The organism is Serratia ureilytica, assembly GCF_017309605.1.
Classification (GTDB): domain Bacteria; phylum Pseudomonadota; class Gammaproteobacteria; order Enterobacterales; family Enterobacteriaceae; genus Serratia; species Serratia ureilytica.
Genome location: NZ_CP071320.1, coordinates 1,541,712 through 1,565,912 on the forward strand (window position 1 = coordinate 1,541,712; position 24,201 = coordinate 1,565,912).

The 24,201-nt window shown below is 58.9% G+C and carries 24 protein-coding genes and 3 tRNA genes; 14 read left to right on the forward strand and 13 right to left on the reverse strand.

Annotation, left to right across the window (positions count from 1 at the left end; translation table 11 throughout):
* Positions 1-5: 5 nt before the first annotated feature.
* Positions 6-1,160, reverse strand: coding sequence for an MFS transporter (locus J0X03_RS07165; protein WP_047025315.1), 1,155 nt, complete (start codon positions 1,158-1,160; stop codon positions 6-8).
* 54 nt (positions 1,161-1,214) lie between these two features.
* Positions 1,215-1,622, reverse strand: coding sequence for a DUF4186 domain-containing protein (locus J0X03_RS07170; RefSeq protein WP_103100936.1), 408 nt, complete (start codon positions 1,620-1,622; stop codon positions 1,215-1,217).
* A 695-nt stretch (positions 1,623-2,317) separates the two neighbouring features.
* Between J0X03_RS07170 and ompC the strand changes: the two genes are divergently transcribed.
* Positions 2,318-3,448 carry a porin OmpC gene (gene ompC / locus J0X03_RS07175; RefSeq protein ID WP_033643836.1) on the forward strand — a complete coding sequence of 377 codons (1,131 nt, stop codon included), beginning with the start codon at positions 2,318-2,320 and terminating at the stop codon, positions 3,446-3,448.
* A gap of 156 nt (positions 3,449-3,604) precedes the next feature.
* Entirely contained in the window at positions 3,605-4,021 is a 417-nt protein-coding gene (locus J0X03_RS07180) for a VOC family protein (RefSeq protein ID WP_046687537.1), read from the forward strand.
* Here the strand turns inward: J0X03_RS07180 and J0X03_RS07185 are convergent.
* Positions 4,015-4,593: a TetR/AcrR family transcriptional regulator gene (locus tag J0X03_RS07185; RefSeq protein WP_046688521.1), complete on the reverse strand. Its 579-nt coding sequence runs from the start codon at positions 4,591-4,593 to the stop codon at positions 4,015-4,017. The two genes, J0X03_RS07180 and J0X03_RS07185, sit on opposite strands and share 7 nt — an antisense overlap.
* Positions 4,594-4,701: 108 nt before the next feature.
* On the opposite strand from J0X03_RS07185, the gene J0X03_RS07190 reads away from it, so the two are divergent.
* From J0X03_RS07190 to J0X03_RS07205, 4 genes are all read left to right on the forward strand, one after another.
* Positions 4,702-5,169: a nuclear transport factor 2 family protein gene (locus J0X03_RS07190; protein WP_033643833.1), complete on the forward strand. Its 468-nt coding sequence runs from the start codon at positions 4,702-4,704 to the stop codon at positions 5,167-5,169.
* A 127-nt stretch (positions 5,170-5,296) separates the two neighbouring features.
* Positions 5,297-5,626, forward strand: a complete 330-nt coding sequence (gene osmE / locus J0X03_RS07195; protein WP_004935874.1) for an osmotically-inducible lipoprotein OsmE — start codon at positions 5,297-5,299, stop codon at positions 5,624-5,626.
* Between the two features lie 157 nt (positions 5,627-5,783).
* Positions 5,784-5,871 (forward strand) — tRNA-Ser (locus J0X03_RS07200).
* A 6-nt stretch (positions 5,872-5,877) separates the two neighbouring features.
* Positions 5,878-5,953 (forward strand) — tRNA-Thr (locus tag J0X03_RS07205).
* 236 nt (positions 5,954-6,189) lie between these two features.
* Here J0X03_RS07205 and J0X03_RS07210 read toward each other — a convergent pair.
* Positions 6,190-6,432 carry a DinI family protein gene (locus J0X03_RS07210; protein ID WP_033643832.1) on the reverse strand — a complete coding sequence of 81 codons (243 nt, stop codon included), beginning with the start codon at positions 6,430-6,432 and terminating at the stop codon, positions 6,190-6,192.
* A gap of 173 nt (positions 6,433-6,605) precedes the next feature.
* On the reverse strand, positions 6,606-7,517 hold the full coding sequence (locus tag J0X03_RS07215) for a LysR family transcriptional regulator (RefSeq protein WP_046687533.1): 912 nt from the start codon (positions 7,515-7,517) through the stop codon (positions 6,606-6,608).
* A gap of 125 nt (positions 7,518-7,642) precedes the next feature.
* On the opposite strand from J0X03_RS07215, the gene mhbT reads away from it, so the two are divergent.
* The 4 genes from mhbT to maiA are packed head-to-tail and all read left to right on the forward strand — an operon-like array spanning position 7,643 to position 11,431.
* The gene (mhbT, locus tag J0X03_RS07220; RefSeq protein ID WP_046687532.1) at positions 7,643-8,992 is read left to right on the forward strand and encodes a 3-hydroxybenzoate transporter MhbT; all 1,350 of its coding nucleotides are present in this window, start codon (positions 7,643-7,645) and stop codon (positions 8,990-8,992) included.
* Between the two features lie 19 nt (positions 8,993-9,011).
* Positions 9,012-10,049 carry a gentisate 1,2-dioxygenase gene (gene gtdA / locus J0X03_RS07225; RefSeq protein WP_060660446.1) on the forward strand — a complete coding sequence of 346 codons (1,038 nt, stop codon included), beginning with the start codon at positions 9,012-9,014 and terminating at the stop codon, positions 10,047-10,049.
* 15 nt (positions 10,050-10,064) lie between these two features.
* Positions 10,065-10,766 (forward strand): fumarylacetoacetate hydrolase family protein, encoded by a 702-nt coding sequence (locus tag J0X03_RS07230; RefSeq protein ID WP_160204446.1) that lies wholly within the window; start codon positions 10,065-10,067, stop codon positions 10,764-10,766.
* Positions 10,767-10,786: 20 nt separating this feature from the next.
* Positions 10,787-11,431 (forward strand): maleylacetoacetate isomerase, encoded by a 645-nt coding sequence (gene maiA / locus J0X03_RS07235; RefSeq protein WP_046687529.1) that lies wholly within the window; start codon positions 10,787-10,789, stop codon positions 11,429-11,431.
* Between the two features lie 139 nt (positions 11,432-11,570).
* Here maiA and J0X03_RS07240 read toward each other — a convergent pair.
* The 3 genes from J0X03_RS07240 to J0X03_RS07250 all read right to left on the reverse strand — a co-directional run bounded on the left by J0X03_RS07240 (position 11,571) and on the right by J0X03_RS07250 (position 13,744).
* A tRNA-Pro gene (locus J0X03_RS07240) sits at positions 11,571-11,647 on the reverse strand.
* A 78-nt stretch (positions 11,648-11,725) separates the two neighbouring features.
* Positions 11,726-13,507 (reverse strand): LPS biosynthesis-modulating metalloenzyme YejM, encoded by a 1,782-nt coding sequence (gene yejM, locus J0X03_RS07245; protein WP_033643825.1) that lies wholly within the window; start codon positions 13,505-13,507, stop codon positions 11,726-11,728.
* 9 nt (positions 13,508-13,516) lie between these two features.
* A complete protein-coding gene (locus tag J0X03_RS07250; RefSeq protein WP_004935782.1) occupies positions 13,517-13,744 on the reverse strand; it encodes a YejL family protein in 228 nt (75 codons plus the stop codon).
* 211 nt (positions 13,745-13,955) lie between these two features.
* Here J0X03_RS07250 and yejK point away from each other — a divergent pair, with 211 nt between their 5' ends.
* Positions 13,956-14,963 carry a nucleoid-associated protein YejK gene (yejK, locus tag J0X03_RS07255; protein WP_033652525.1) on the forward strand — a complete coding sequence of 336 codons (1,008 nt, stop codon included), beginning with the start codon at positions 13,956-13,958 and terminating at the stop codon, positions 14,961-14,963.
* 84 nt (positions 14,964-15,047) lie between these two features.
* On the opposite strand, the gene rplY is transcribed toward yejK, so the two are convergent.
* Positions 15,048-15,332: a 50S ribosomal protein L25 gene (gene rplY, locus J0X03_RS07260; protein ID WP_004935776.1), complete on the reverse strand. Its 285-nt coding sequence runs from the start codon at positions 15,330-15,332 to the stop codon at positions 15,048-15,050.
* A 162-nt stretch (positions 15,333-15,494) separates the two neighbouring features.
* Positions 15,495-17,252 carry a DNA repair helicase RadD gene (gene radD, locus J0X03_RS07265; protein WP_160204445.1) on the reverse strand — a complete coding sequence of 586 codons (1,758 nt, stop codon included), beginning with the start codon at positions 17,250-17,252 and terminating at the stop codon, positions 15,495-15,497.
* Positions 17,253-17,568: 316 nt separating this feature from the next.
* On the opposite strand from radD, the gene rsuA reads away from it, so the two are divergent.
* The 3 genes from rsuA (at position 17,569) to J0X03_RS07280 (ending at position 20,460) form a co-directional block, all read left to right on the forward strand.
* The gene (gene rsuA / locus J0X03_RS07270) at positions 17,569-18,282 is read left to right on the forward strand and encodes a 16S rRNA pseudouridine(516) synthase RsuA (RefSeq protein ID WP_033652527.1); all 714 of its coding nucleotides are present in this window, start codon (positions 17,569-17,571) and stop codon (positions 18,280-18,282) included.
* A gap of 41 nt (positions 18,283-18,323) precedes the next feature.
* Entirely contained in the window at positions 18,324-19,520 is a 1,197-nt protein-coding gene (locus tag J0X03_RS07275) for a Bcr/CflA family multidrug efflux MFS transporter (RefSeq protein ID WP_033652528.1), read from the forward strand.
* A gap of 595 nt (positions 19,521-20,115) precedes the next feature.
* Complete coding sequence (locus tag J0X03_RS07280; RefSeq protein WP_004935763.1) at positions 20,116-20,460, forward strand: YejG family protein; 345 nt, start codon at positions 20,116-20,118, stop codon at positions 20,458-20,460.
* A gap of 8 nt (positions 20,461-20,468) precedes the next feature.
* Here J0X03_RS07280 and yejF read toward each other — a convergent pair whose 3' ends face one another.
* From yejF to J0X03_RS07295, 3 genes are read right to left on the reverse strand one after another with little or no spacing between them, the layout of a single operon-like run.
* Entirely contained in the window at positions 20,469-22,079 is a 1,611-nt protein-coding gene (gene yejF / locus J0X03_RS07285) for a microcin C ABC transporter ATP-binding protein YejF (protein ID WP_060660447.1), read from the reverse strand.
* Between the two features lies 1 nt (position 22,080).
* Positions 22,081-23,106: an ABC transporter permease gene (locus tag J0X03_RS07290; RefSeq protein WP_042785062.1), complete on the reverse strand. Its 1,026-nt coding sequence runs from the start codon at positions 23,104-23,106 to the stop codon at positions 22,081-22,083.
* The gene (locus tag J0X03_RS07295; protein WP_033643818.1) at positions 23,103-24,197 is read right to left on the reverse strand and encodes a microcin C ABC transporter permease YejB; all 1,095 of its coding nucleotides are present in this window, start codon (positions 24,195-24,197) and stop codon (positions 23,103-23,105) included. Before J0X03_RS07295 ends, J0X03_RS07290 begins: the two co-directional genes overlap by 4 nt.
* Positions 24,198-24,201: the final 4 nt, after the last annotated feature.

Consider the following 24,201-nt stretch of genomic DNA (forward strand, 5'->3'; position numbering starts at 1 on the left):
CTGAATCAGCGAGTGACGGCCCTGGCGCTGGCGGTCACCGCCAACAGCAGAGCGGCTACGCAGGCGAAGGCCACCGTCAGGCTGGAAAACTGAGCGATAAAGCCGATCAGCGCCGGGCCGGCCAGAATACCGGCATAGCCGACGGTGGTAACGGACGCGATCGCCAAATTGGCCGGCATATCGCGTTGGTTGCCCGCGGCGCTGAACAGAATCGGCACGACGTTGGAAGCGCCCAGGCCAACCAGCATAAAGCCGACCAGCGAAACGGTGGCGTGATTGAAGGCGATAGCCAGGCTGAGACCGACAGCGGCGCACAGGCTGCCCAGCAGCAGCACCCGGTAGCGGCCCAGCGAGTTCACCACCCGATCGCCATTGAGGCGGCCGAGCGTCATGGTGATGGAAAACAGCGCATAGCCCAGCCCGGCCTGGCTGTGTTCGACGCCGCGCAGCGTGGTGAGGAACAGCGCGCTCCAGTCGAGCATCGAGCCTTCCGCCAGGAACATGATAAAGCACAGAATGCCGATAAACATCACCCAACCGCGCGGCAAGACGAACATCGGTCCGCCGTCGTCGGCGCCGCTGTCACGCAGCAGATGGCGGCTGGCGAACGCCAGCAGCACGATCACCGCCAGCACGGTGATCAGGGTGGATTGCAGCGGCGTCAGCCCCAGCCACAGCAGCGCGCTGACGCCGCCTGCGCCGGCGATGCCGCCGATGCTGAAAAAGCCGTGAAAGCCGGACATCATCGCCTTGCCGCTGTTGCGCTCGACGATCACTGCCTGCACGTTCATCGCCACGTCTATCATACCGATCGCCGCGCCGAACAACAGCAGCGCCACGGCCATGCCGCCGAGGGAGTCCATCAGCGCCAGCAACGGCAAATCGATGCACAGCCCCAGCCCCGCCATCAGGATCACCGCGCGGCAGCCCAGTTTGCCGGTCAGGAAGCCGGTCAGCGGCATCGCCAACATGGAGCCGGCGCCGATACATAACAACAGCAGGCCGAGCGAGCCGTCATCGAGGCCGATGCGCGTTTTGGCGAAGGGCACCAGCGGCGCCCAGGCGGCCATACCGAGGCCGGCGACGAAAAAGGCCAGGCGGGTGGCGATCTGTTGAGGAACGCCGGGCGTTTGCTGTTCATTGCACAAGGTGGCTGTCATGTAAGCGTCAGGATCTTGGGTCAAAAGAGTGGCGAAAGTTACTGACAGTTTTTATCACAATCCGCGATCCGGGTCGAAAAGATTCGCGCCTGATTCCTCTCTGGCGCCGCCTCGGCGCACCAGCCACAGGGCGATCGCCTGGACAATATAGTCTTTTTGCTGCTCGTCCAGCGCGATGCCCTGCGGTATGCCGTGCCATTTTTCCAGGCAGCTTCGGCAGCAGGTGGCGGTGGCGTGTTGGGCGACGAACACCGGGTGGCCGCGCATCGGCGTCTGCTTGCCATCGTTTTTGGGGTGGGCGGCGGCCAGACGGCGATCGATAAAGTCGCGGGCATGGCTGAGGATCAGCGGCAAGCCTTTGTCGTCAAGATAGCTCTGGTCTTTGGGATTCAAACGGAAACGGGAGCGGAAGGGGGAGCCTTGCAGCCGCCGCCATAGCGCCTCTGGGTGAAATGGCATCATGACTTTACTCGCTGAGGGTGAGCTTTTTTTCAGGCTACCAGAAGTGAAACTCTGCGGCCAATTTTGCCTGTGACGCACAATATTCGGCGAGATAAAGCACGAAATGAAAAACAAATTCAATTTGTAGACCAAAATAAGAGAAAAGATTAGCAATTAGTGCGGATGTAAATTGGCGAAACTATATCGCGAGGTTATTTATTTGCGTGCTATTTGTGCGGATTTAAATTGTGAGGACAGTGTGGAGTAAAATAAAAAACCGGCCAGAAGCCGGTTAAAGGTATGCAGAAATTATCTTCGGATAATGAAGGTAATAATGAAAATAATGATGATAGCGAGGTGATTATAGCGGCTGCGTGCAGGCGGCGTTTTGGCACAATGTGCTTATTGTCCAGCACAATTGTATGGTTGGCTTTTTTTTCTTAAAGATTTGTATAACTACATGATTTTTTATCAATTAATCTATTCTTTGTCTTTAAGTGCTTTATTTTGTTTGTCGGTAATGTTTTGTGAAAGTTCGCGCGCATTTACATTTTGAAACCTTTATTAATCACGCTGAAACACTATCGGATACTTGGTATCATTTTCTTTCTGGATTAATATAACCCTTGTTACCAGAATGGTAATGCACAGTCGTGCTAATAATGCTCGAAAAGGGCAGTGGCCGTAGCTCGACATAATTAACGAGGATAATAACGATGAAACTTCGAGTACTCTCTCTGATGGTACCCGCACTGCTGGTTGCAGGCACAGCAGGCGCGGCGGAAATCTACAACAAAGACGGTAATAAACTGGATTTGTACGGTAAAGTCGACGGTCTTCACTATTTCTCCAGCAACAACGGCGTGGACGGTGACCAGTCTTATATGCGTTTTGGCCTGCGCGGCGAAACGCAAATCAGCGATCAGCTGACCGGCTACGGCCAGTGGGAATATCAGGCTAACCTGAACCACGCTGAAAACCAGGACAACAAGAACTTCACCCGTTACGGCTTCGCCGGTCTGAAATTCGGCGACTACGGTTCCTTCGACTACGGCCGTAATACCGGCGTGCTGTACGACGTCGCGGCGTATACCGACTTGCAGCCTGAGTTCGACGGTATGACCTACGGCGCCGACCAGTTCATGTTCCAGCGTTCCAGCGGCCTGGCGACCTACCGTAACAACGACTTCTTCGGTCTGGTTGACGGCCTGAACTTCGCCCTGCAGTACCAGGGTAAAAACGGTAATGGCGAAGAGACCAACAACGGTCGCGACGTCCTTGGCCAGAACGGCGAAGGCTACGGTATGTCCATGAGCTATGATATGGGCTACGGCATCAGCGCGGCGGGCGCCTTCTTCAACTCTCGCCGCACCAGCGAGCAGAACGGCGCTAACGGTCACCAGAACATCATGGGCCGCGGCGACAAGGCCGAAGGTTACTCCGGCGGTCTGAAATATGACGCCAACGACGTCTACCTGGCGGTGATGTTCACCCAGTCCTACAACGCGGCGCGTTTCGGCAGCTCCGACAGCAGCGTTTACGGCTACGCCAACAAGGCGCAGAGCTTCGAAGCCTACGCGCACTACCAGTTCGATTTCGGTCTGCGTCCGTTCGTCGGCTATAACCAGACCAAAGGTAAAGACCTGGGCCGCGCCGGTAACGGCAAGGACTACGGCGATCAAGACCTGGTCAAATTCGTCGATCTGGGTGCGACCTACTTCTTCAACAAAAACATGTCTACCTATGTTGATTACAAAATCAACCTGGTGGACAACAACGACTTCACCGACGCTGCCGGGATCAACACCGACAACGTGGTTGCCGTGGGCCTGGTTTACCAGTTCTAAGCACCTCAGTGTGAACGTCATCGCGCGGCCTTCGGGCCGCGTTTTTTTTGCCTGTAAACCGGTAAAAAGCACGGATTGATCCGCTATCGGCACGGGAAGCACCGTGGTTTTCCTCCTCTAAGCCTACGCTGTCAGTACAAAAAAGAGGGGGATGATATGGAACTCAAGATCGATAAGGTGATCGAAACGGTGCTGTACGTCAGCGATATTGAGCGAGCGGCCGCCTTCTACCGAGAAGTGCTGAAGCTGCCGGCGATGGTCGCCAACGAGCGGTTCCGCGCCTATAACGTTGGCGATCGGAGCGTATTGTTGCTGTTTGTCGAGGGCGATTCGCTGCGTGGGGCGCATTATCCGACCGGCTTTATTCCCGCGCACGATGGTGTGGGGCCGGCGCATATCGGGCTGGCGGTGGCGAAAGACCAATTGCCGCACTGGGAACGGCATCTGACGGCCAACGGCGTGGAGATTGAGGGGCGCATGCGTTGGGATCACGGTGGCGAGAGCATCTACTTTCGCGATCCCGACGCCCACCTGTTGGAACTGGTGACGCCGGGCATCTGGGCCAATTACTGATCGAACCCGCCTTGCGCCAACAGCGCCAGTGCGGCATTCAGCACCTGCAACGCCGGCTGCGGCTGGCGCTCAATCTGCACCCTGACGATGGCGCCGTCGATCAGCATCGCCAATATCGCGGCGTGCTGTTCCCGCTGCGGGCCTGCGGGCAGGTGGCGCGCCAGTTCATCCGTCATCTGTTGCTTATGCCGGCCGGCGAGGTGCAGGCTTTCCGGCAGCAGATCGGCGATCTCCACGGCCGTATTGATAAACGCGCAGCCGCGAAAACGCGGATCGTCGAACCATTCCGCCAGGCAGGGCGCCAGCGCCGGCAGTAACCCGCTGTTCTGCGCCACATGTCGATCCAACGCTGTACTGAACCAGGTTAGCCACTGCTGGTGGCGATAGGCCAAAAACGCCGTAATCAAATCGTTCTTGCTGGGAAAGTGGCGATAAAACGTCACCTTAGTGACGCCTGATTCCTTGATGATGCGATCGATGCCGGTGGCGCGGATCCCTTCCTGATAGAACAGATCGTGGGCCGTCAGCAGGATGCGCTGACGGGCGGGTAAGGTGTTGCGATCGGTGGTCATCATTTTTCTCCCAGGCGATTTTCGAGTGATTGTAGACAACTCTGTCTACATGCGCTAGCGTAATGATGTAGACAGAGTTGTCTACTTACCTATACGCAGGAGATGATCATGAGCATTAAACCCCCATTGCCGCCTTTTACCCGTGAATCCGCCATCGAAAAAGTACGGTTGGCGGAAGATGCCTGGAACAGCCGCGATCCTGAGCGGGTGTCGCAGGTCTATTCCCTCGATACCCATTGGCGTAATCGCGCGGAGTTTGTCGACGGCCGCGCGGCGGTGGTCGCATTTTTGCAACGCAAGTGGGCGAAAGAGCTGGAGTATCGGCTGATTAAGGAATTGTGGGCGTTTGACGGCGCGCGCATTGCGGTGCGTTTCGCCTATGAGTGGCGCGACGATTCCGGCAACTGGTATCGCAGCTTCGGCAACGAAAACTGGGAGTTCAATCAGGAAGGGTTGATGATCAACCGCCATGCCTGCATCAACGACATGCCGATTCGCGAACAGGATCGGCGTTTTCATTGGCCGCTCGGTCGGCGCCCGGACGATGTCCCGGCGCTGAGCGATTTCGGCTTTTGAATCCGATGTCGCGCCCGCGCCGGCCGATCGCGAGAAAAAGCGCACCGATCGACAAAGGGGAGTTTGTAGAAAAGCCTTTCCACTTCTAGACTTAGGGGACAACAAACGTACTCCAAGAGGACAAGCTATGACGAAGAAGTTGGTTTTGGCCGTCGGCACTGCGGCGGTATTTTCCATTCTTGCCGGCTGCACCGCCTATGACCGTGCAACCAGTTATGTCAATGAGCCGGTGGTCAGCGATGTCAAAGTAGGGATGACCAAGCAGCAGGTGCGGGCGATTGCCGGTCCGCCGTCGACGTCCGCCACGCTGATCCATGCGCAGGGCACTTGCGACACCTATGCGGTCGCGCCGCGCGATGGCAAAGTGCAAACGTATTTTGTCAGCTACAACGACACGGGCCATGTCATGAACAAGGGCTATCAAACCTGTTCAGACTACGATTCGCAGCCGAAGTAATCGCGTTTCAGCCGAACATAAAAGCCTCGCTTTTGCGGGGCTTTTCATTTTTTAAGCGTTTAAGGCCTGAAGTTTAGGCAACTGCGCCGCCGATGCGATTTTTTTGCATCAAAACGATAGACATTTCATAACGGTATCGCTAATATCAGCGCCCATTGGAAGGATGGCCGAGTGGTTTAAGGCAACGGTCTTGAAAACCGTCGAGTGTAACAGCTCCCAGAGTTCGAATCTCTGTCCTTCCGCCAAATTCAGCCGGCTTAGCTCAGTAGGTAGAGCAACTGACTTGTAATCAGTAGGTCACCAGTTCGATTCCGGTAGCCGGCACCATGACAGAGGCCCCAGCAGCGATGCTGGGGCTTTTTGTTATGGTGCTTGTACGAGGAAAAGGTGCCCACGCAGGAATACACGCTTCGAAGTGCGCCAGGATTAACCGATAATCGGGGGCATGTGCCGCAGTCAGTCCTTTGACCCAAGGGGGTATTCGCTGCGGAACCGGAGGTTGAGCGGTGCGATATGCTGGTGGAAATAATAGCCGGTGGGTCAGCCCGGCTTTCAGATTGGGTTTATATATCCATAACCAGCCACTGATCCGCTTCTTCGAACATCTCTTCCAACATCCGGTTCAGCTTTTCGCGATCGCTTTTGCTGGCGTCGGAGTTCAGGCCGTTGGCCTGCATCGGTTTCACGCGCACTTCCGCCTCCGGGAACAACACGTGCACGCGTTTTTCCAGCTCGCTGCGAATAATCTCGGCGGCGTTGGGCAGCCCAGCGACGTTGCGTTTGTCGTACACCAATTCTACAAACATGACTCACCTGTAAACACTGATTTAATGTACAGTATTCTGGCCTGAGCCGCTCGGGTTGGCAAGAGGCGGCGCAGAATTTTACAAGGGGCGTTTATTCTTGCGCGGCGTGCGGTAAAGCCCGCTGCTGAATCCCCGTTCTGCCAGAAAAGGGAGCCGTCGCGTTAAGGCGATTTTTATCTGGCCTGCGTCAGCAGCTGCAAAAAGCGGCTCAGTGCGGCAAAAGGCGGCTCGCTGTTGCGCCAGAAGACGCCCACGCTGCCTTTCTGCTCAATCTTCGGCAGGTTCAGGATCGCCAGTTGCCCCTGGCTGGCATAACGCTGCGCCAGCCGTAGTGAAAGAATGGAGATCATGTCGCTGCTTTGCAGCAGGTTGGTGCTGACGTTCATCGATGCCGATTCAACCGTGTTTTCAGGCAGCATCACGCCGTTATCTGCCAACGCATTATCGATGCTGAGGCGGATTGGCGTGCCGGTCGGCCAGACTATCCAGCGCCAGTGGGTGAGATCGTGCCAGGTGAGGGAGGCGGATTTTGCCAGCGGATGGTGAGGGCGGGCAACGAAGCATACCGGTTCGGTGTAGAGCACTTGATAGTTGAGCGGCAGTTGCAGCGCCCGCCCCCCGACGCGGCCCACGACGACATCCACCGCGCCCGCGAGCAGATCGTGCAGCAGGGGGGTCATCACCTTTTCCTCAATATTGAGATGCAGCGTCGGCATTTCCTGCAGCAGGCTCAATATGGCCTGCGAAACGCAGTCGGTCGCCACCGGCGAGCAGCCGATTTTCAGGCTTCCCACCAGCCCGCCTTGCTTAAAGCGGGCGATTTCAGACTGCGAACGCTCCAGATCATTGATCAAACGCTGCGCATGCTGAAGCAGCAATTTCCCCCCCTCGGAGGGGCGCAGCCCTTTGCTATGCCGCTCAAAGAGCGTGATCCCCATCTCATCTTCGAGCTGCGACAGCCATTTTGACAGAGCGGGTTGGGAGATGTTCATCATCCGTGCAACGTGGGTCAGATTTCCCTGTTCACCCAATGCCACCAACATTTGCAGATGGTGCAGCTTCAATTTCTGCGCCCAGTTCGCCATTTGCTATAACCCTCCGGTTATGTCTCCGCCCGAAAAGCCATTGTACATTTTATCGCTAAAGATACAAATTCGTAACATACCTAAAACAACACAGACATCTCCCTACCTGCTCCGAGGCGCTCACTATGACTCAACGGCGTGATTTACAAGCACTGATCGACGCAGCCCCTATCGGCAAGACGCAGTGGCGCGTCATTCTCTGCTGCTTTTTGGTGGTGATGCTCGATGGTTTTGACACCGCCGCCATTGGTTTCATCGCGCCCGACATCCGCGCCCAATGGCAACTGTCCGCCGGTGAGCTGGCGCCGCTGTTTGGCGCGGGGTTGCTGGGATTGACGGCGGGCGCGCTGCTTTGCGGCCCGCTTTCTGACCGCTTTGGCCGCAAGCGCGTTATCGAACTTTGCGTGGCGCTGTTTGGCGCGCTGAGCCTGATTTCGGCCTTCTCCCCCGATCTGCAAACGCTGGTCGTTTTGCGTTTTCTCACCGGCCTGGGCCTGGGGGGCGCGATGCCGAACACCATCACGATGACCTCTGAATATCTGCCCGCTCGCCGCCGTGGCGCGCTGGTCACGCTGATGTTCTGCGGTTTCACGCTCGGTTCGGCCCTGGGCGGGATCGTCAGCGCCCAACTGGTGCCGAGGGTGGGGTGGTCCGGCATTTTGGTGCTCGGCGGCGTCTTGCCGTTGATGCTCTTTGCGGCGCTGCTGTTTGCCCTGCCGGAATCCCCGCGCTGGCAGGTTCGCCGCCAACTGCCGCAAAAGGTGATTGCCAAAACGGTCAGCGCCATGACTGGCGAGTGGGATGAAGAGACCCATTTTTATCTGAACGAAGCCGCCACGGCGGCCAAAGGCAGCATCAGCCCGCTGTTCGCCGGCCGCCAGTTGCGCATCACCCTCATGCTTTGGGCGGTTTTTTTCATGAGCATGCTGATCATCTACCTGCTCTCCAGCTGGATGCCGACGCTGCTTAATCACCGCGGTATTGATCTGCGGCATGCCTCCTGGGTGACCGCTGCTTTCCAGATAGGCGGCACGGTGGGCGCGCTGGGGCTGGGCGTGTTGATGGACAAATGCAATCCCTTCCGGGTGCTGGCGGTGAGCTACGCCTTGGGCGCCGTGTGTATCGTCATGATTGGCCTGAGCGAGAACGGCCTGTGGCAAATGGCGCTGGCCATCTTCGGCACCGGCATCGGCATCAGCGGGTCGCAGGTCGGGCTGAATGCTTTGACCGCCACGCTCTATCCGACGCAAAGCCGGGCGACGGGCGTCAGCTGGTCCAATGCCATTGGCCGCTGCGGCGCGATTGTCGGCTCGCTTTCCGGCGGCGTGATGATGGCGATGAATTTCTCATTCGATACGCTATTTTTCATTATTGCCCTTCCGGCGGCGCTCAGTACGGTGATGTTAATGCTGCTGACGGCTGTCGTTCGTCTGTCTGCCCCAGCCCCTGACACGTTGCCTCGCGCAGCGTCGTGAATGAAAAAGGAGAATCCCTATGCCTGAACGCCATCAGGATGTTAACCCCAGCCGCCAGCAGTTTTACCGGCAGATTTCCGGGCAGAACCTGACCCCGTTGTGGGAGTCGCTGCACCATCTGGTACCGTCAACGCCGAATGCAAACTGCGCCCCGGCTTACTGGAACTATCAGGAGATTCGCCCGCACCTGCTGGCCAGCGGCGAGTTGATTGGCGCCAAAGAAGCAGTGCGCCGCGTGCTGGTGCTGGAAAACCCGATGTTGCGCGGACAAGCCGCCATCACCCCGACGCTGTACGCCGGCTTGCAGTTGATCATGCCGGGCGAAATTGCGCCGAGCCATCGCCATAATCAGTCCGCGTTGCGTTTTATCGTCGAAGGGAAAGGGGCGTTTACCGCCGTTGACGGCGAACGAACGCAAATGCATGAAGGCGACTTCATTTTGACGCCGCAGTGGCGCTGGCACGATCACGGCAATCCCGGCGCTGAGCCGGTGGTATGGCTGGACGGGCTGGATTTGCCGCTGGTGAATCTGCTGGGCTGCGGTTTCGCGGAAGACTATCCGCAAGAACAGCAGCCCGTGACGCGCCGGGAGGGGGACTATTTACCGCGTTATGCGGCCAATATGTTGCCGCTGCGCCATCAGAAAGGCAACTCATCGCCCATTTTCAACTACCGCTACGATCGCAGCCGCGAAACGCTGTACGACCTCACCCGCATGGGGGACGCCGACGAGTGGGACGGCTACAAGATGCGCTACGTCAATCCGGTGACCGGCGGCTATCCCATGCCCTCGATGGGCGCTTTTCTGCAACTGTTACCGAAAGGCTTTTCCTCACGAAAGGCGCGCGCCACGGACAGCACCCTCTACCACGTAGTGGAAGGGCGCGGCCAGGTCAGCATCGGCAACGAAACCCTTCACTTTTCGGCAAAAGATATCTTTGTGGCACCGACCTGGTTCGACGTGTCGTTTCAGGCGGATGAAGACACCGTGTTATTCAGTTTTTCGGACCGGCCGGTTCAGGAAGCCCTGGGGCTGTTCCGTGAAGCACGTTATTAATTTGGGAGAGACAAAATGACGCAATACGTATTTGCACCGCCAGCCCCCGTGACTGTTCCTGTCGTGGGGAGTGATAAACAGTTCCCCGTGCGCCGTGTCTACTGCGTCGGGCGCAACTATGCCGCCCATGCTCGCGAAATGGGCTTTGATCCGGATCGTGAGCCGCCGTTCTTCTTCTGCAAGCCTGCCGATGCGGTGGTGCCGGTGGCGGCCGGCGAAACGCTGGCGCTGCCGTATCCGGCGCAAACGGACAACTATCACTACGAAATCGAACTGGTGGTGGCGATTGGCAAACGGGGGAACGATATTCCGTTGGAAAAGGCGCATGAATATATCTGGGGATATGCCACGGGCCTGGACATGACCCGCCGCGATCGGCAGATGGACATGCGTCAAATGGGGCGCCCATGGGAAATCGGTAAGTCGTTCGATCTCTCTGCGCCCATCGCGCCACTGCATAAAGCCGGCGACAGCGCAGACGTCAACCATGCGCCTATCTGGCTGCAGGTCAATGGCAGCGATCGTCAGCGCAGCGACATCCGTCATCTGATCTGGTCGGTGAATGAAACCATCAGCTATCTGTCCGGCTTTTTTGAGCTGCAGCCCGGCGATCTGATTTTTACCGGCACGCCGGAAGGGGTGGGGGCGGTGGTGAAAGGCGATGTGATTACCGGGAATGTAGAGGGGCTTACCCCTATCGCCGTGAAGATTGTCTGAGGCTGATTCTGAGGTGAATGATGAAGCTGTACAGTTTTTTTAATAGCTCTGCGTCCTACCGCGTGCGCATTGCGCTGGCGCTGAAAGGTATCCATTACCAGACGGTGGGCGTCAATATTCGCATCGGGCAGCAGAATGAGCTGGCTTATCGGCGTATGAACCCGGTCGGGCTGGTGCCGACGCTGCTCACGGACGACGGCGAGTCTCTCAGCCAGTCGCTGGCGATTACCGACTGGCTGGATCGCCATTTCCCCCAGTCGCCGCTGTTGCCGACGGCCGATTCGGCGCGCAGCCGGGTACTGGAAATCGTTTATGTCATCGCTTGCGATACTCACCCGGTCAATAACCTACGGGTGTTACGCTACCTGAGTGAAGAGCTGAAGGTGAGTGAGGAAGAGAAAAAACGCTGGTATGCATATTGGATCCGGCAAGGGCTGAGCGCCGTGGAACAGCTGTTGCTCCAGAGGCCGCCAGGGCCCTTCTGTGTTGGCGACAGCCCGACGTTGGCGGATTGCTGCCTGATCCCTCAGTGGGCGAATGCCCTGCGGATGGGGTGCGATCTGAGCGGGTACCCGCGCTGTAAAGCGATTTACGACGCCTGCACTCGGCTCCCGGCGTTCATCGCCGCAGCGCCCGAAAACCAACAAGACAAAATCTCAGCCTGAGCTTGATAAGGAGAAAGGCCGTCGCGAAAGCGAGGCGCGCAATGATCGTTGGGGGAGGCAGGGGTGCAGCGGCTGCGTTCTCATCCTCTCGACGTGCAGACGAAAAAAAACCTGCTGTTACAGCAGGTTTTCTTGAATTTGGTCGGCATGAGAGGATTCGAACCTCCGACCCCCGACACCCCATGACGGTGCGCTACCAGGCTGCGCTACATGCCGACGCTATGAAAAATCATACTACCGATTCTCGATGTTTATGCAAGCGCCTTACCACTTGATTGCTTTAGTTTTAAGCAGTTAGTTGGCGATAAAGCGTTTTACATCGGTCAGCACCTGCAACAGCAGAGCAAGCTGCGGTTTCTCGTCTTTTATTTCATCGCCGTTCTGATCGTAGACGCGATAGTTGCCGCTGTTGTCCAGCATCAGCGTCTGCGTCGGCGTGGTGATCACCAGCTGGTTGCCATCGCCGGTTGCGATCCAGTTGTTGCGGCGCTGGGCGGTAAACAGATCTTCGCCCTGCGAATAGTCTTTCGGCGCGGTTTTCACGTGCAGCAGCCGTTGCATCAAGGTACGCATCACGTCGTTATGGCCGGTCAGCTTGTTGATGGTCTGCGCCGGCGTGCCCGGCCAGTGGATCACCAGCGGCACCTGCAGCTGCGCCTGGTTGAAGGCGGTGCCGGCGCCCCATTGGCCTTTGCCGCTGTCGTTGAACTCGACGCCGTGCTCGGCGGTGATCACCACCACGGTTTTATCCAGCAGGCCGCGCTGTTTCAGGGTGTCCAGCACCTGGGCTATCTGGCTGTCCACGTCCTGAGCGCCGGTGCGATAGCGTTGGATAAAATCGGCCGGCGCCGGAGTTTTAGCGCCTTCGGCCGGCTCGGCGCCGCTGAAGTTGATATAGGAGAACCACGGCTCTTTGTCGCCCTGATCCGTCAGCCAGCGTTGCCATTGCTGCGTGGTTTGCGCGTCGCTTTGCGGCGCCGGCGTCGGCAGCGAGAAGTCGGTCAACAGGGCCTGACGGTACAGGCTGGCGTTGAAGCCGTCGGACGAGAACAGCCCCAGTTGGTAACCCTGCTCGCCGAGCGCGTTGATCAGCGCCGACGGCTTGCGGCCGGCGAGCACGCTGTCCAGATAGGTCGGGGAAATGCCGTAGAACAGGCCGAACAGCCCGGTGTCGGCGTGGTTGCCCGAGCTGTAGTGATCGCTGAAGCGCACGTTTTCCTGGGCGAAACGCGTCAGCGTCGGCATATCCTGCGCCACGTCTTTGGCGCGAATGCCGTCCACCACGATCATCAGCAGGTTATAGCCGCTGCCCTTATCGCCGTAGCTGAGATCGCTGAGCGGGTACTCCACCGCCACCGCTTCCGGATTGCCCTGTTGCACCAGGCGGCGTTCATATTCTTGCTGATCGAGCAGGCCGTGTTTTTCGAGGAACTTGCGCGCGGTCATCGGGTACGAGAGCGGCAGGTTGGCCCGCTGCATGGTGATCGGGCGATAGAAGTTGGCGTCGGCCCAGATGTAAATCAGGTGCGAGGCGAAAAAGGCGCTGATGAACAGCGCCGCCAGCGGCTTGCCGAAACGGCGGCGGTTCAGGCTGCGCAGCTTCTGCCAGCTCCAGGTGCCGAACAGCATCTCCACCAGGAAGATCACCGGCACGCAGATAAACATCAGCTGCCAGTCGCGCGACAGCTCGCTTTGATCCGGGTTGACCACCAGATCCCACACCACCGGATTGAGGTGCAGGTGAAAATGGGAGAACACCTCGCTGTCGACCAGCAACAGCGTGAGCCCGGCGGTGGCCAGCGCGGCGGAAATAAATCGCAGCAGCCGCTGCGACATCACCACGAAGGTGAGCGGGAAGATCACCAGCAAATAGCCGGCGAACACGATAAAGCTGAAATGCCCCAGCAGGCTGACCAGGGCATAGACCCGGCCCAGCAGGGAAGCGGGCCAGTCGGTGACAAACAGGTAGCGGCTACCCAGCCCAAGGGCGAGCAGGATGTTGAATAAGGCGAACCAGTGCCCCCAGCTGATCATCTGGGAGACTTTTTCACGATAACGCTGACGGTTTGTCACCATAAATAAATATTAATGCGCTTTATCTTCACGGACAGAAGCCTGCAGGGCTTCCGCGAACGATCTCGCCAGGGTTTTCCGCTGCGCGGGGGCAACGCTGGTGTTGATCAAATTAGTGACCATATTGCCCAGCACCATCAGGGAAAGATCGGTGGGGGTATGGTGTTTTTCCAGAACATTGACCAGCTCTGAGAGCAGTTGTTCAACGTGTTCGTCACTGTAACGGGATGATTGTGGCATAAAATTGCGCTTAGTAATCTGCAAAGTGCCCTATCTTACCGTATAGGACAGTGATTTTCCGCTCTTTTATCACTTCCTGTCATTCGGGAAAGGGTTCGCCCGCGACGGGGCGGCTCACCGCTGCGCCTTTCCGGTTTGCCGCGGTTTTTTAGTATTGCAGGGCGGGGCCTTCAGTGTTTGAATACGCGCCTAAAGAACAGGAGGATTTACCATGAGTCTGGATATCGACCAGATCGCTCTGCACCAGTTGGTGAAACGCGACGAGCAAACGCTGGACGTGGTGCTGCGCGATTCCTTGCTTCCCACCAACGCGGCGGTGGAAGAAATGATGGCGGAACTGCATCGCGTCTACAGCGCCAAGAGCAAGGCCCTGGGCTTGTTCAACGAGGGCAGCGAGCTGGCGGAAGCGCTGCGCACCTGCCGCAAGGACGATAAGGACTTTCTGGCCTTCAGCCGCGCGGCGACCGGCCGTCTGCGCGACGAACTGGCGAAGTATCCATTCGCCGAAGGCGGCGTGGTGCTGTTCGGCCAATACCGTTATCTGGCGGTCGAGTACCTGCTGATCGCGGTGCTGAACAGCCGTAACAGCATGCGCGTCAACGAAGAGCTGGATATCAACACTACGCACTATCTGGACATCAACAACGCCGATATCGTTGCGCGCATCGATCTGACCGAGTGGGAAACCAACCCGGAATCGACCCGCTATCTGACCTTCCTGCGCGGGCGCGTGGGCCGTAAGGTCGCCGACTTCTTCATGGATTTCCTGGCAGCGTCCGAAGGGTTGGACACCAAGGCGCAAAACCGCGGGCTGCTGCAGGCGGTGGACGACTACTGCGCCGACGCGCAGCTGGACAAGAATGAGCGCCAGTCGGTGCGCCAGCAGGTGTACAGCTACTGCAACGAACAGCTGCAGGCGGGCGAAGAGATCGAACTGCAGGCGCTGTCGCAGGAGTTGTCGCCGGTCGGCGAGAAAGACTTCATGCAGTTCTCCAGCGAGCAAGGGTATGAGCTGGAAGAGAGCTTCCCGGCGGATCGCGGCACGCTGCGTCAGCTGACCAAATTCGCCGGCAGCGGCGGCGGTATCAGTCTGAACTTCGACGCCATGCTGCTCGGCGAGCGCATTTTCTGGGATGCGGCCACCGACACGCTGACCATCAGAGGCACGCCGCCGAACCTGCGCGATCAGCTGCAACGCCGGACCGGCAGCGGCAAGTAAGCTTGCCGAATCGCAGACAATAAAAAACGCCGCAATTGCGGCGTTCTTTATTTCGGCGTCCCGAAAGGTTCGAAAACGTAGCGATTAAACGCGAACGAAGTCGATGTGAGCCAGTTTTGGCTTGAACGGGTGACGCTGTACAGCCTGAACCTTAACTTTGGTTTCTTTACCGTCGATAACCAGAGTTACTGCTTCGCTGTAGAATTCTGGTTTAGCTTCCATGTTCTTGACAGAATCATGATCCAATTCGATGGAAACTGCAGCTTCTTTGCCACCGTAAACGATAGCTGGGAATTTGTTTGCTGCACGCAGGCGGCGGCTCGCACCTTTACCCTGGTCTTTACGTACTTCTGCATTGATAGTGAACATTGTTTTTTCTCTTAAAAGAAAATTTACCCTGCTACAGGCGACCCAAGTAGCAAGTTCGGAATTCCGCTTTAACGCTGGGCAGGCCCAGGTAAAGCGCGCGGCATTTTAACGGAAAGCCGCCCGCAGGGCAACGAAAACCTGCCCAGATTGAGGGCCGTTCGCTCAGGCCAACTGATTGGCACGGCGGAAACGGCCTTGATAATCGAACACTTTCTCACGCACCTGCCAAAACTGCCCGCGCTTGCGTGCCACCACGAAATCCGGATGGCGCAGCGATTGCTGTTGCGCCAGCACGTCGGCGGCGGTGTGCCAGGCGAACGGCACGCCCGGCGCGCGCTGGTGCGGGCGCAGGAACAGCATCTCGAACGCTTTGCGCTGCGCCGGCGTCTGCAGGCGGAAGCGCTCGCTGGTGCTGGTGCCGTCCTCGTCGTAATAGATGGCCTTCAGCCATTCGCCCTTATCGTCGCGGCCGCTTTGCAACTCCATGCCGCCGCAGCGCAGCACCAGCGCGTCTTTCAGCTTCAGCGCCGCCTTCAGCATGTCGTCGGGATCGACCAACACCTCCTGACACTGATGGCAGCGGCGTGCGGCGATGTCGTTCTCCGCGCCGCAGTGCGGGCAGCTCTTGAACCGGAAGCGGTAATCGCACTGTTCGCGGTGGCCGTCGTCGTCCTCCAGCCAGCCCTGGCAGCGGCGGCCGTAGTGTTCGATGATGTCGCCGTTTTCGGTGCACTTGCCCCAGAACAGGTTGGCGAAACCGCAGGCCGGGCAGAACACCTGCACCGGCTGGCTGTCGCCGTGCGGCTTGCTGACGCCGACCTCCGGCGTAAACAGATCGTGCGGGTTGCCGGCGTAGTCGAGGATCAGGCAATCCTTTTTGTCGGGCGCCAAACGCAGCCCGCGCCCGACGATCTGCTGATACAGGCTGACGGACTCGGTGGGGCGCAGGATAGCGATCAGGTCGACGTGCGGCGCGTCGAAGCCGGTGGTTAACACCGCCACGTTGACCAGATAGCGCAGATGCTGCTGTTTGAACGCCTCGATGAGCGCATCTCGCTCGGCGGGCGGCGTTTCGGCGCTGACCAGCGCGGCTTCGCCGTTCGGCAGCAGGCCGTGGATCTCGCGGGCGTGCTCGACGGTAGCGGCGAAGATCATCACCCCTTTGCGATCGTCGGCATACTCCATAATCTGGCTGATGATGTGCGGCGTGACGCGGTTTTGCCGTTTCAGCTCACGGTTCAGGTCCGCTTCGCTGAACAGGCCGTTGCTCCTGGCCTCCAGCCTGCTGAAGTCGTATTGCACGATCGGCATATCCAGCCGCTCCGGCGGCACCAGAAAACCGTGTTTAATCATGTAGCGCAGCGGCAGCTCATAGATGCAGTCGCGAAACAGACTGGCGCCGTCGCCGCGGGTGAAACCGTGGTAGTGGTACTGATAAATCCAGCCTTTGCCCAGCCTGTACGGCGTGGCGGTCAGCCCCAGCAGCCGCAATTGCGGGTTGGTTTTCTGCAGGTGCTGGATGATTTGCTGGTACTGGCTGTCGTCGTCGTCGCTGATGCGATGGCATTCATCGACGATCAGCAGCGAAAAGGCGCCGTCGAACAGCGGCAGGTTGCGCGCCACCGACTGCACGCTGCCGAACACCACCTTGCCGGCGCTCTCTTTTTGTTGCAGCCCGGCGGCGAAGATGTCCGCCTCCAGGCCGTAGGCGCAGTATTTGGCGTGGTTTTGCGCCACCAGTTCCTTGACGTGCGCCAACACCAGCACTCGCCCACGGGCGCGTTTCGCCAGCTCGGCGATCACCAGGCTTTTGCCGGCGCCGGTCGGCAGCACGATCAGCGCCGGCTCGGGATGCCGCCGGAAATGGTTGATGGTGGCTTCGACCGCTTCCAGTTGGTAGGGGCGTAGGGTAAAGGCCATAAATGAACGCCGTAGGTTGGAATGGGCCGCGGGGGTTAGGTTTGTCAGCGCTGTTGCCACAGAAACGCTGACATTTTACGCCCCGGGCGACCGAGAAATGTCTATATTATGCCTTCTGAGCGCGCGCGGTGCGAGAAGCGTGAAAATTACCCCTGTCGGGCAGCGCGTTGTGCCGCTATACTCGTGTGACAGCAATCGCTGTGCCCCCACGCGATTTCCCCCCTGAGCCTGCCATTTGCACCCGGTGCAACGGCGGGCGTCATATTTTGGCAATACGATCAATGCGATCATAACAACGACAGGCAAAGCAGATCCCATGCGATTGGACAAGTTTTTATCTCAGCAGTTAGGCATCAGCCGTGCGCTGGTCGCGCGCGAACTTCGGGCTAAACGCGTCACCGTAGACGGTGAGGTGGTGAAGAGCGGGGCTGTCAAACTGACCCCGGAACAAGAGGTGGCGTTCGACGGCAATCCGCTGCAGCAGCAGAACGGCCCGCGCTATTTCATGCTTAACAAACCGCAGGGTTACGTCTGCTCCACCGACGATCCCGATCATCCGACGGTGCTGTACTTCCTCGATGAGCCGGTCGCGTACAAACTGCACGCCGCCGGGCGGCTGGATATCGACACCACCGGGCTGGTGCTGATGACTGACGACGGCCAGTGGTCGCACCGCGTTACCTCGCCGCGCCACCACTGCGAGAAAACCTATCTGGTGACGCTGGAGCACCCGCTGGCGGAAGACACCGCGCAGCGTTTCGCCGCAGGGGTGCAACTGCACAACGAGAAAGATCTGACGCGGCCGGCGACGCTGGAGCAGGTTGACGAGCATGTGGTGCGCCTGACCATCAGCGAAGGGCGCTACCACCAGGTGAAGCGGATGTTCGCTGCGGTCGGCAATCGGGTGATCGAATTGCACCGTGAGCGCATCGGCGCCATCGTGCTGGATGACGATCTTGCGCCGGGCGAATATCGCCCACTGACCGAAGAAGAGATCGCCAGCGTGGGCGCGCCGCACCTGCAGGACTGATAACCGATCATTGATTGCGGCCGATTAAGGAGTCGTGGAACGTGCAACAGAACCGAACCTCTCATCTCGGTTTGATTTTCATTCTGGGCCTGCTGTCCATGCTGATGCCGCTGGCCATCGACATGTACCTGCCCAGCATGCCGGTGATCGCCGCCCAGTTTGGCGTCGAGTCCGGCAGCGTGCAGATGACGCTCAGCGCCTATATGCTCGGCTTCGCCTTCGGGCAGCTGTTCTATGGGCCGATGTCGGACAGCATCGGCCGCAAACCGGTGATCCTGTGGGGAACGCTGATCTTCGCCATCGCCGGTTGCGCCTGCGCCATGGCGCAGTCGATCGATCAGCTGATCGGATTGCGTTTCTTGCACGGCCTGGCCGCCGCCGCCGCCAGCGTGGTGATCAACGCCTTGATGCGCGACATGTTCACCAAGGACGAGTTCTCGCGCATGATGTCGTTCGTCATTCTGGTGATGACCATCGCGCCGCTGCTGGCGCCGATGATCGGCGGGGCGCTGCTGCTGTGGTTCAACTGGCATGCCATCTTCTGGACCATGGGCGCCGCGGCGCTGATCGGTTCACTGCTGGTGGCCTTGTTCATCAAGGAGACGTTGCCGAAAGAGCGGCGACAGCGGTTCCACCTGCGCACTACGCTGGGCAATTTCGGTTCGCTGTTCCGCCACAAGCGGGTGCTGAGCTACATGCTGGCCAGCGCCTTCTCGTTCGCCGGCATGTTCTCGTTCCTCAGCGCCGGGCCGTTCGTCTACATCGAACTGAACCAGGTTTCGCCGCAGCACTTCGGTTACTACTTTGCGCTGAATATCGTCTTCCTGTTCCTGACGACGCTGATCAACAGCCGCAACGTGCGGCGGTTCGGCGCGGTCAAGATGTTCAAACTGGGGCTGCTGGTGCAGCTGGCGATGGGGCTGTGGCTGCTGGCGGTGAGCGCCGTCGGGCTGGGCTTCTGGGCGCTGGTGATCGGCGTAGCGGTCTATCTGGGGTGCATCGCGATGATCTCCTCCAACGCCATGGCGGTGATCCTGGATGATTTTCCGCATATGGCGGGCACCGCGTCTTCCCTGGCCGGCACGTTGCGGTTCAGCATCGGCGCGCTGGTGGGCGCGGTTCTGTCGATGGCGCCGGGCAAGAGCGCCTGGCCGATGGTCACTTCGATGGCGCTGTGCAGCATTGTGGCGGTGTTGTTCTATCTGTACGCCAGCCGGCCGCGCGATCGCGCAGCCTGACGTTCTCCTGGTTCGGGGCGAAGTTGCCCCGAGCCGTCACAGGGTTGCGCCTTGCCAGTTTGCGGTGCAACCGGCAATGAAAATTTTGTTGCCAAACATATGCCTGCTAATTAATGGGGCATTTACCCTTCTGTGTGCTTTTTGTTAAAAAATACCGTCGCTGAGCTGCCCGATATCCTCCGGTATGCGCGGCGTTTTGCCGGCGGGTCGGTGCGGGCGGTTTGCATTAGGGGTGATGTAAATCAAGGTATTAGCGGAGGACGGTGCGCTAACGCGACGGGTGAAATGTTTCTTCAATGTAAAAATATGGCGACGAAAAAGTAGTCGCATTGCAAGAAAAAAGAGTTGAGATCGCTGCGGGAAAGGGTTACATATAACGCAAAAATGCGAGCTGAGTCGCAAAATGCCGTGAAATAACACCGCACGGCGCGCCAAAAAATGGCACGGCATCGGCAAGCACGGGGTCAGGTTAATGGCTTGCGGCAAAATTTACATTTAAATAACATTTGTGCGCGGCAGAGTCGGGAGTCAACGGCTATAACTTAGTAACCCTGTCAGGTAAAAGTGTTTCACCTTTTCAAACTAGGGATTTCATGTGGAGAGTATCCAACTTTCGGTAGTGCATCGCTTGCCGCAAAGTTATCGTTGGCTATCCGGTTTCACCGGCGTAAAGGTCGAACCGATTCCGTTTAACGGAATAGACGAGGATAACAACCTGATTGGGCTGAAGCTGCTCAGCCATGAAGGGGCCGAGGCCTGGCAGGTGATGCAACAGCTTAATCTGTCGTTGCAGGAGATTCAGGTCGACTGCGCGATCGTCGAATGGGAAGGGGAACCTTGCCTGTTCGTGCAGCGCAGCGATGAGAGCGCGACGATGTGCCGCCTGAAAAACGTCGGCGCCGCGATCGCCGAACCGCTCAGCGCGCAATACCCCTTCTGAATTCGCCGCTAATCCGCCAACTGCAACAGTTGTCGGGTATAGTCGGCTGCGGGCGCCGCGAAAATCGCCCGACAGTCTCCCTGCTCAACCACTTCTCCCTGTCGCAGCACAATCACCTGGTGGCACAGCGAACGCACCACCTGCAGGTCATGGCTGATGAACAGATAAGCCAGCCGGTGGCGTTGCTGCAGCGATTTCAGCAGCGTCAGGATCTGCGCCTGCACCGATTTATCCAGCGAAGAGGTCGGCTCGTCGAGGATCAGCAACTGCGGCTGCAGGATCAGCGCACGCGCGATGGCGATGCGCTGGCGCTGGCCACCGGAAAACTCGGTGGGGTAGCGGTGGCGCAGCTGCGGATCCAGGCCGACCTCCTGCAACACCTCGATCACGCGCTGTTCGCGCTGCTCGGCGTTCAGCCGTTGGTGCACTTCCAGCCCTTCGGCGATGATCTGCTGTACGTTCAGGCGCGGGTTGAGGGCGGAATACGGATCCTGAAAGACGATTTGCATCCGGCTGCGGTAGGGCAGCATTTGTTTCATCGTCAGCGGGTGGAGCGGTTCGCCGTCGAACCAGATGGCCCCCTGCGAGGCCAGCAGACGCAATAGCGCCAGCCCGGTGGTGCTTTTACCCGATCCGGATTCCCCCACCAGCCCCACGCTTTCTCCGGCGCGCAGTTCGAAACTCAATGACTTCAACGCATAGTGATAGTCCACCGTGCGGCGAAGCAGGCCGCGCCGAATGGGGAATCGCACCTGCAGATCTTCCACCTTGAGCAGCGGCCGCTCATCGCCGGGGCGCGCGCTGGCTGCGGCCGGCAGCGGCAGCGGTTCGCCGACGTCCTCGGCGGCCAGCAGTTGCCGTGTGTAGGGATGCTGCGGCCGGCTGAACAGCTGTGCGCGGCCGTTTTGCTCCACGCAACGGCCCTGACGCATCACCGCCACGTTGTCCGCCAGACGGCGCACAATATTCAGGTTATGGGTGATGAACAGCAACCCCATGCTCATTTCTTGTTTCAATTCTTGCAACAGCGTCAGGATCTGCGCCTGGATAGTTACGTCGAGCGCGGTGGTGGGTTCGTCGGCAATCAGCAATTTCGGGCGGGTTAACACCGCCATGGCGATCATCACGCGTTGGCGTTCACCGCCGGAGAGCTGATGCGGATAGTCCTGCAACCGGGTTTTGGCCTGGCGGATGCCGACGCGCTCCAGACAGTCGACGATCTCTGCGCGTGCGGCTTCGCGCCGCAGGCCGCGGTGCAGCATCAGCACTTCCGCCAGTTGCTTCTCAATGGTGTGCAGCGGATTGAGCGACACCATCGGTTCCTGAAAGATCATCGCGATCTGATTGCCGCGCACCTTGCGCAGTTCAGCCTCCGGCGCATGCAGCAACGAGTTGCCGTTGAACAGAATATCGCCGCCAGGGTAAACCACCGGCGGCGCGGGCAGCAGTCGCAGTATCGACAGGGCGGTGACGCTTTTGCCGGAGCCGGATTCTCCCACCAGCGCCAGCGTTTCCGCCGGGGCTATCTGCAAAGAGAGTTCGTTGACCACCGGCGTGACGGCGTCGCCCTGGCGGAAGGCGATGCTGAGATCCTGGATGGCGAGCAGAGGTGTAGCCATATCAATGCGCCTTGCTGGGGTCAAAGGCGTCGCGTACCGCTTCGCCGATAAAGATTAATAACGACAGCAGCACTGCCAGCACCAGGAAGGCGGTGATGCCGAGCCACGGCGCCTGCAGATTGTTTTTGCCTTGCAGCAGCAGTTCGCCGAGCGACGGCGAACCGATCGGCAGACCGAAGCCGAGAAAATCGAGCGACGTCAGGGTGGTGATCGAGCCGCAGAGGATAAACGGCAGGAAGGTCAGCGTCGCCACCATGGCGTTGGGCAGCATGTGGCGGGACATGATCACGCGATCCGGCACGCCCATGGCGCGCGCGGCGCGGATATAGTCATAGTTGCGGGTGCGCAGGAACTCGGCGCGCACTACGCCCACCAGGCTCATCCAGCCGAAAAGAATAGTGATGCCGAGCAGCCACCAGAAATTGGGCTGGACGATGCTCGACAGCAGAATGATCAGAAACAGCGTCGGCATGCCCGACCACACTTCGATAAAGCGTTGCCCCCACAGATCGAAACGCCCGCCGTAATACCCCTGTGTCGCGCCGACGCACACGCCGATCAGGCTGGAAAACAGCGTCAGCGCCAGGCCGAACAGCATCGAAATGCGAAAACCATACAGCACGCGGGCCAGCACGTCGCCGCCGTTGCTGTCGGTGCCCAGCAGGTTATGGCGCGAAGGCGGGGAGGGGAAGGGCACCTCGGTGGCGAAGTTGATCGTGTCGTAGCTGAAACGGATCGGCGCCCAGATCGCCCAGCCATGCCGGTCGATTTGGCGCTGGACGAACGGATCCTGATAGTCGGCTTCGGTGTTCAGTTCGCCGCCGAACGCGGTTTCGCTGTAGTTGATCATAAACGGCAGGTATAGCCGGCCTTCATAACGCACCAACAGCGGTTTGTCGTTGGCGATAAGATCGGCGGCCAGGCTGAGCGTGAACAGCGCCAGAAAGATCCACAGTGACCAGTAACCGCGGCGGTTGCGGCGAAAACGCGCCCAGCGCGCCTGATTGATCGGGCTAAGGCGGCTCATTGGCGGGCCTCGAAGTCAATGCGCGGATCGACCAGGGTATAGGTGATATCGCTGAGGATGTTCAACAGCAGGCCGATCAGGGTGAAGATATACAGCGTGCCGAACATCACCGGGTAGTCGCGCTGCAGCGTGGCGTCGTAACCCAGCAGCCCCAGTCCGTTGAGCGAGAACATCACCTCAATCAGCAGCGAGCCGGTGAAAAACATGCTGATAAAGGTGGCCGGAAAACCGGCGATCACCAGCAGCATGGCGTTGCGGAACACGTGGCGGTACAGGATCTTTTTCTCGTCCAGGCCCTTGGCGCGGGCGGTGGTGACGTACTGTTTGCGGATCTCGTCGAGGAACGAGTTTTTGGTCAGCATGGTCAGGGTGGCGAAACCGCCGATCACCGTCGCCAGCACCGGCAGCGTGATGTGCCACAGATAGTCGGCGATCTTCGCCGGCCACGAGAGGGTATCGAAGTTGCTGGAGACCAGGCCGCGCAGCGGGAACCAGTCGAGATAGCTGCCGCCGGCGAACAACACGATCAGCAGGATGGCGAACAGGAACGCCGGAATGGCGTAGCCGATAATGATCAGCGTGCTGCTCCAGGTATCGAACGCGCTGCCGTTGTGGACGGCCTTGCGGATGCCGAGCGGGATCGACACCAGATAGATGATCAGCGTGCTCCAAAGGCCCAGCGTGATGGAGACCGGCAGGCTTTGGCCGATCAGTTGCATCACCGAAGCGCCGCGAAACAGGCTGTCGCCGAAGTCAAAACGCATGTAGTTCCACAGCATGGTGAAGTAGCGTTCGTGCAGCGGTTTATCGAAGCCATAACGCTGGGTGATCTCGGCGATCACCTCCGGATCCAGGCCGCGCGAGCCGCGGTATTGCCCTTCGGTCGCGGCCGGGACGCCGGCTCTGGCGTGCCCCAGGCCTTCATTGACCCCGCCGCTGCCGAAACCGCTGCCCTGACCCAGTTCGATGGCGGCGATGGCCTGATCGACCGGGCCGCCGGGGGCGATTTGCACGATAAAAAAGTTGATGGTGATGATCGCCCACAGCGTAGGGATCACCAGCAACAGTCTGCGTATCAGATAGGCTGCCATGCCG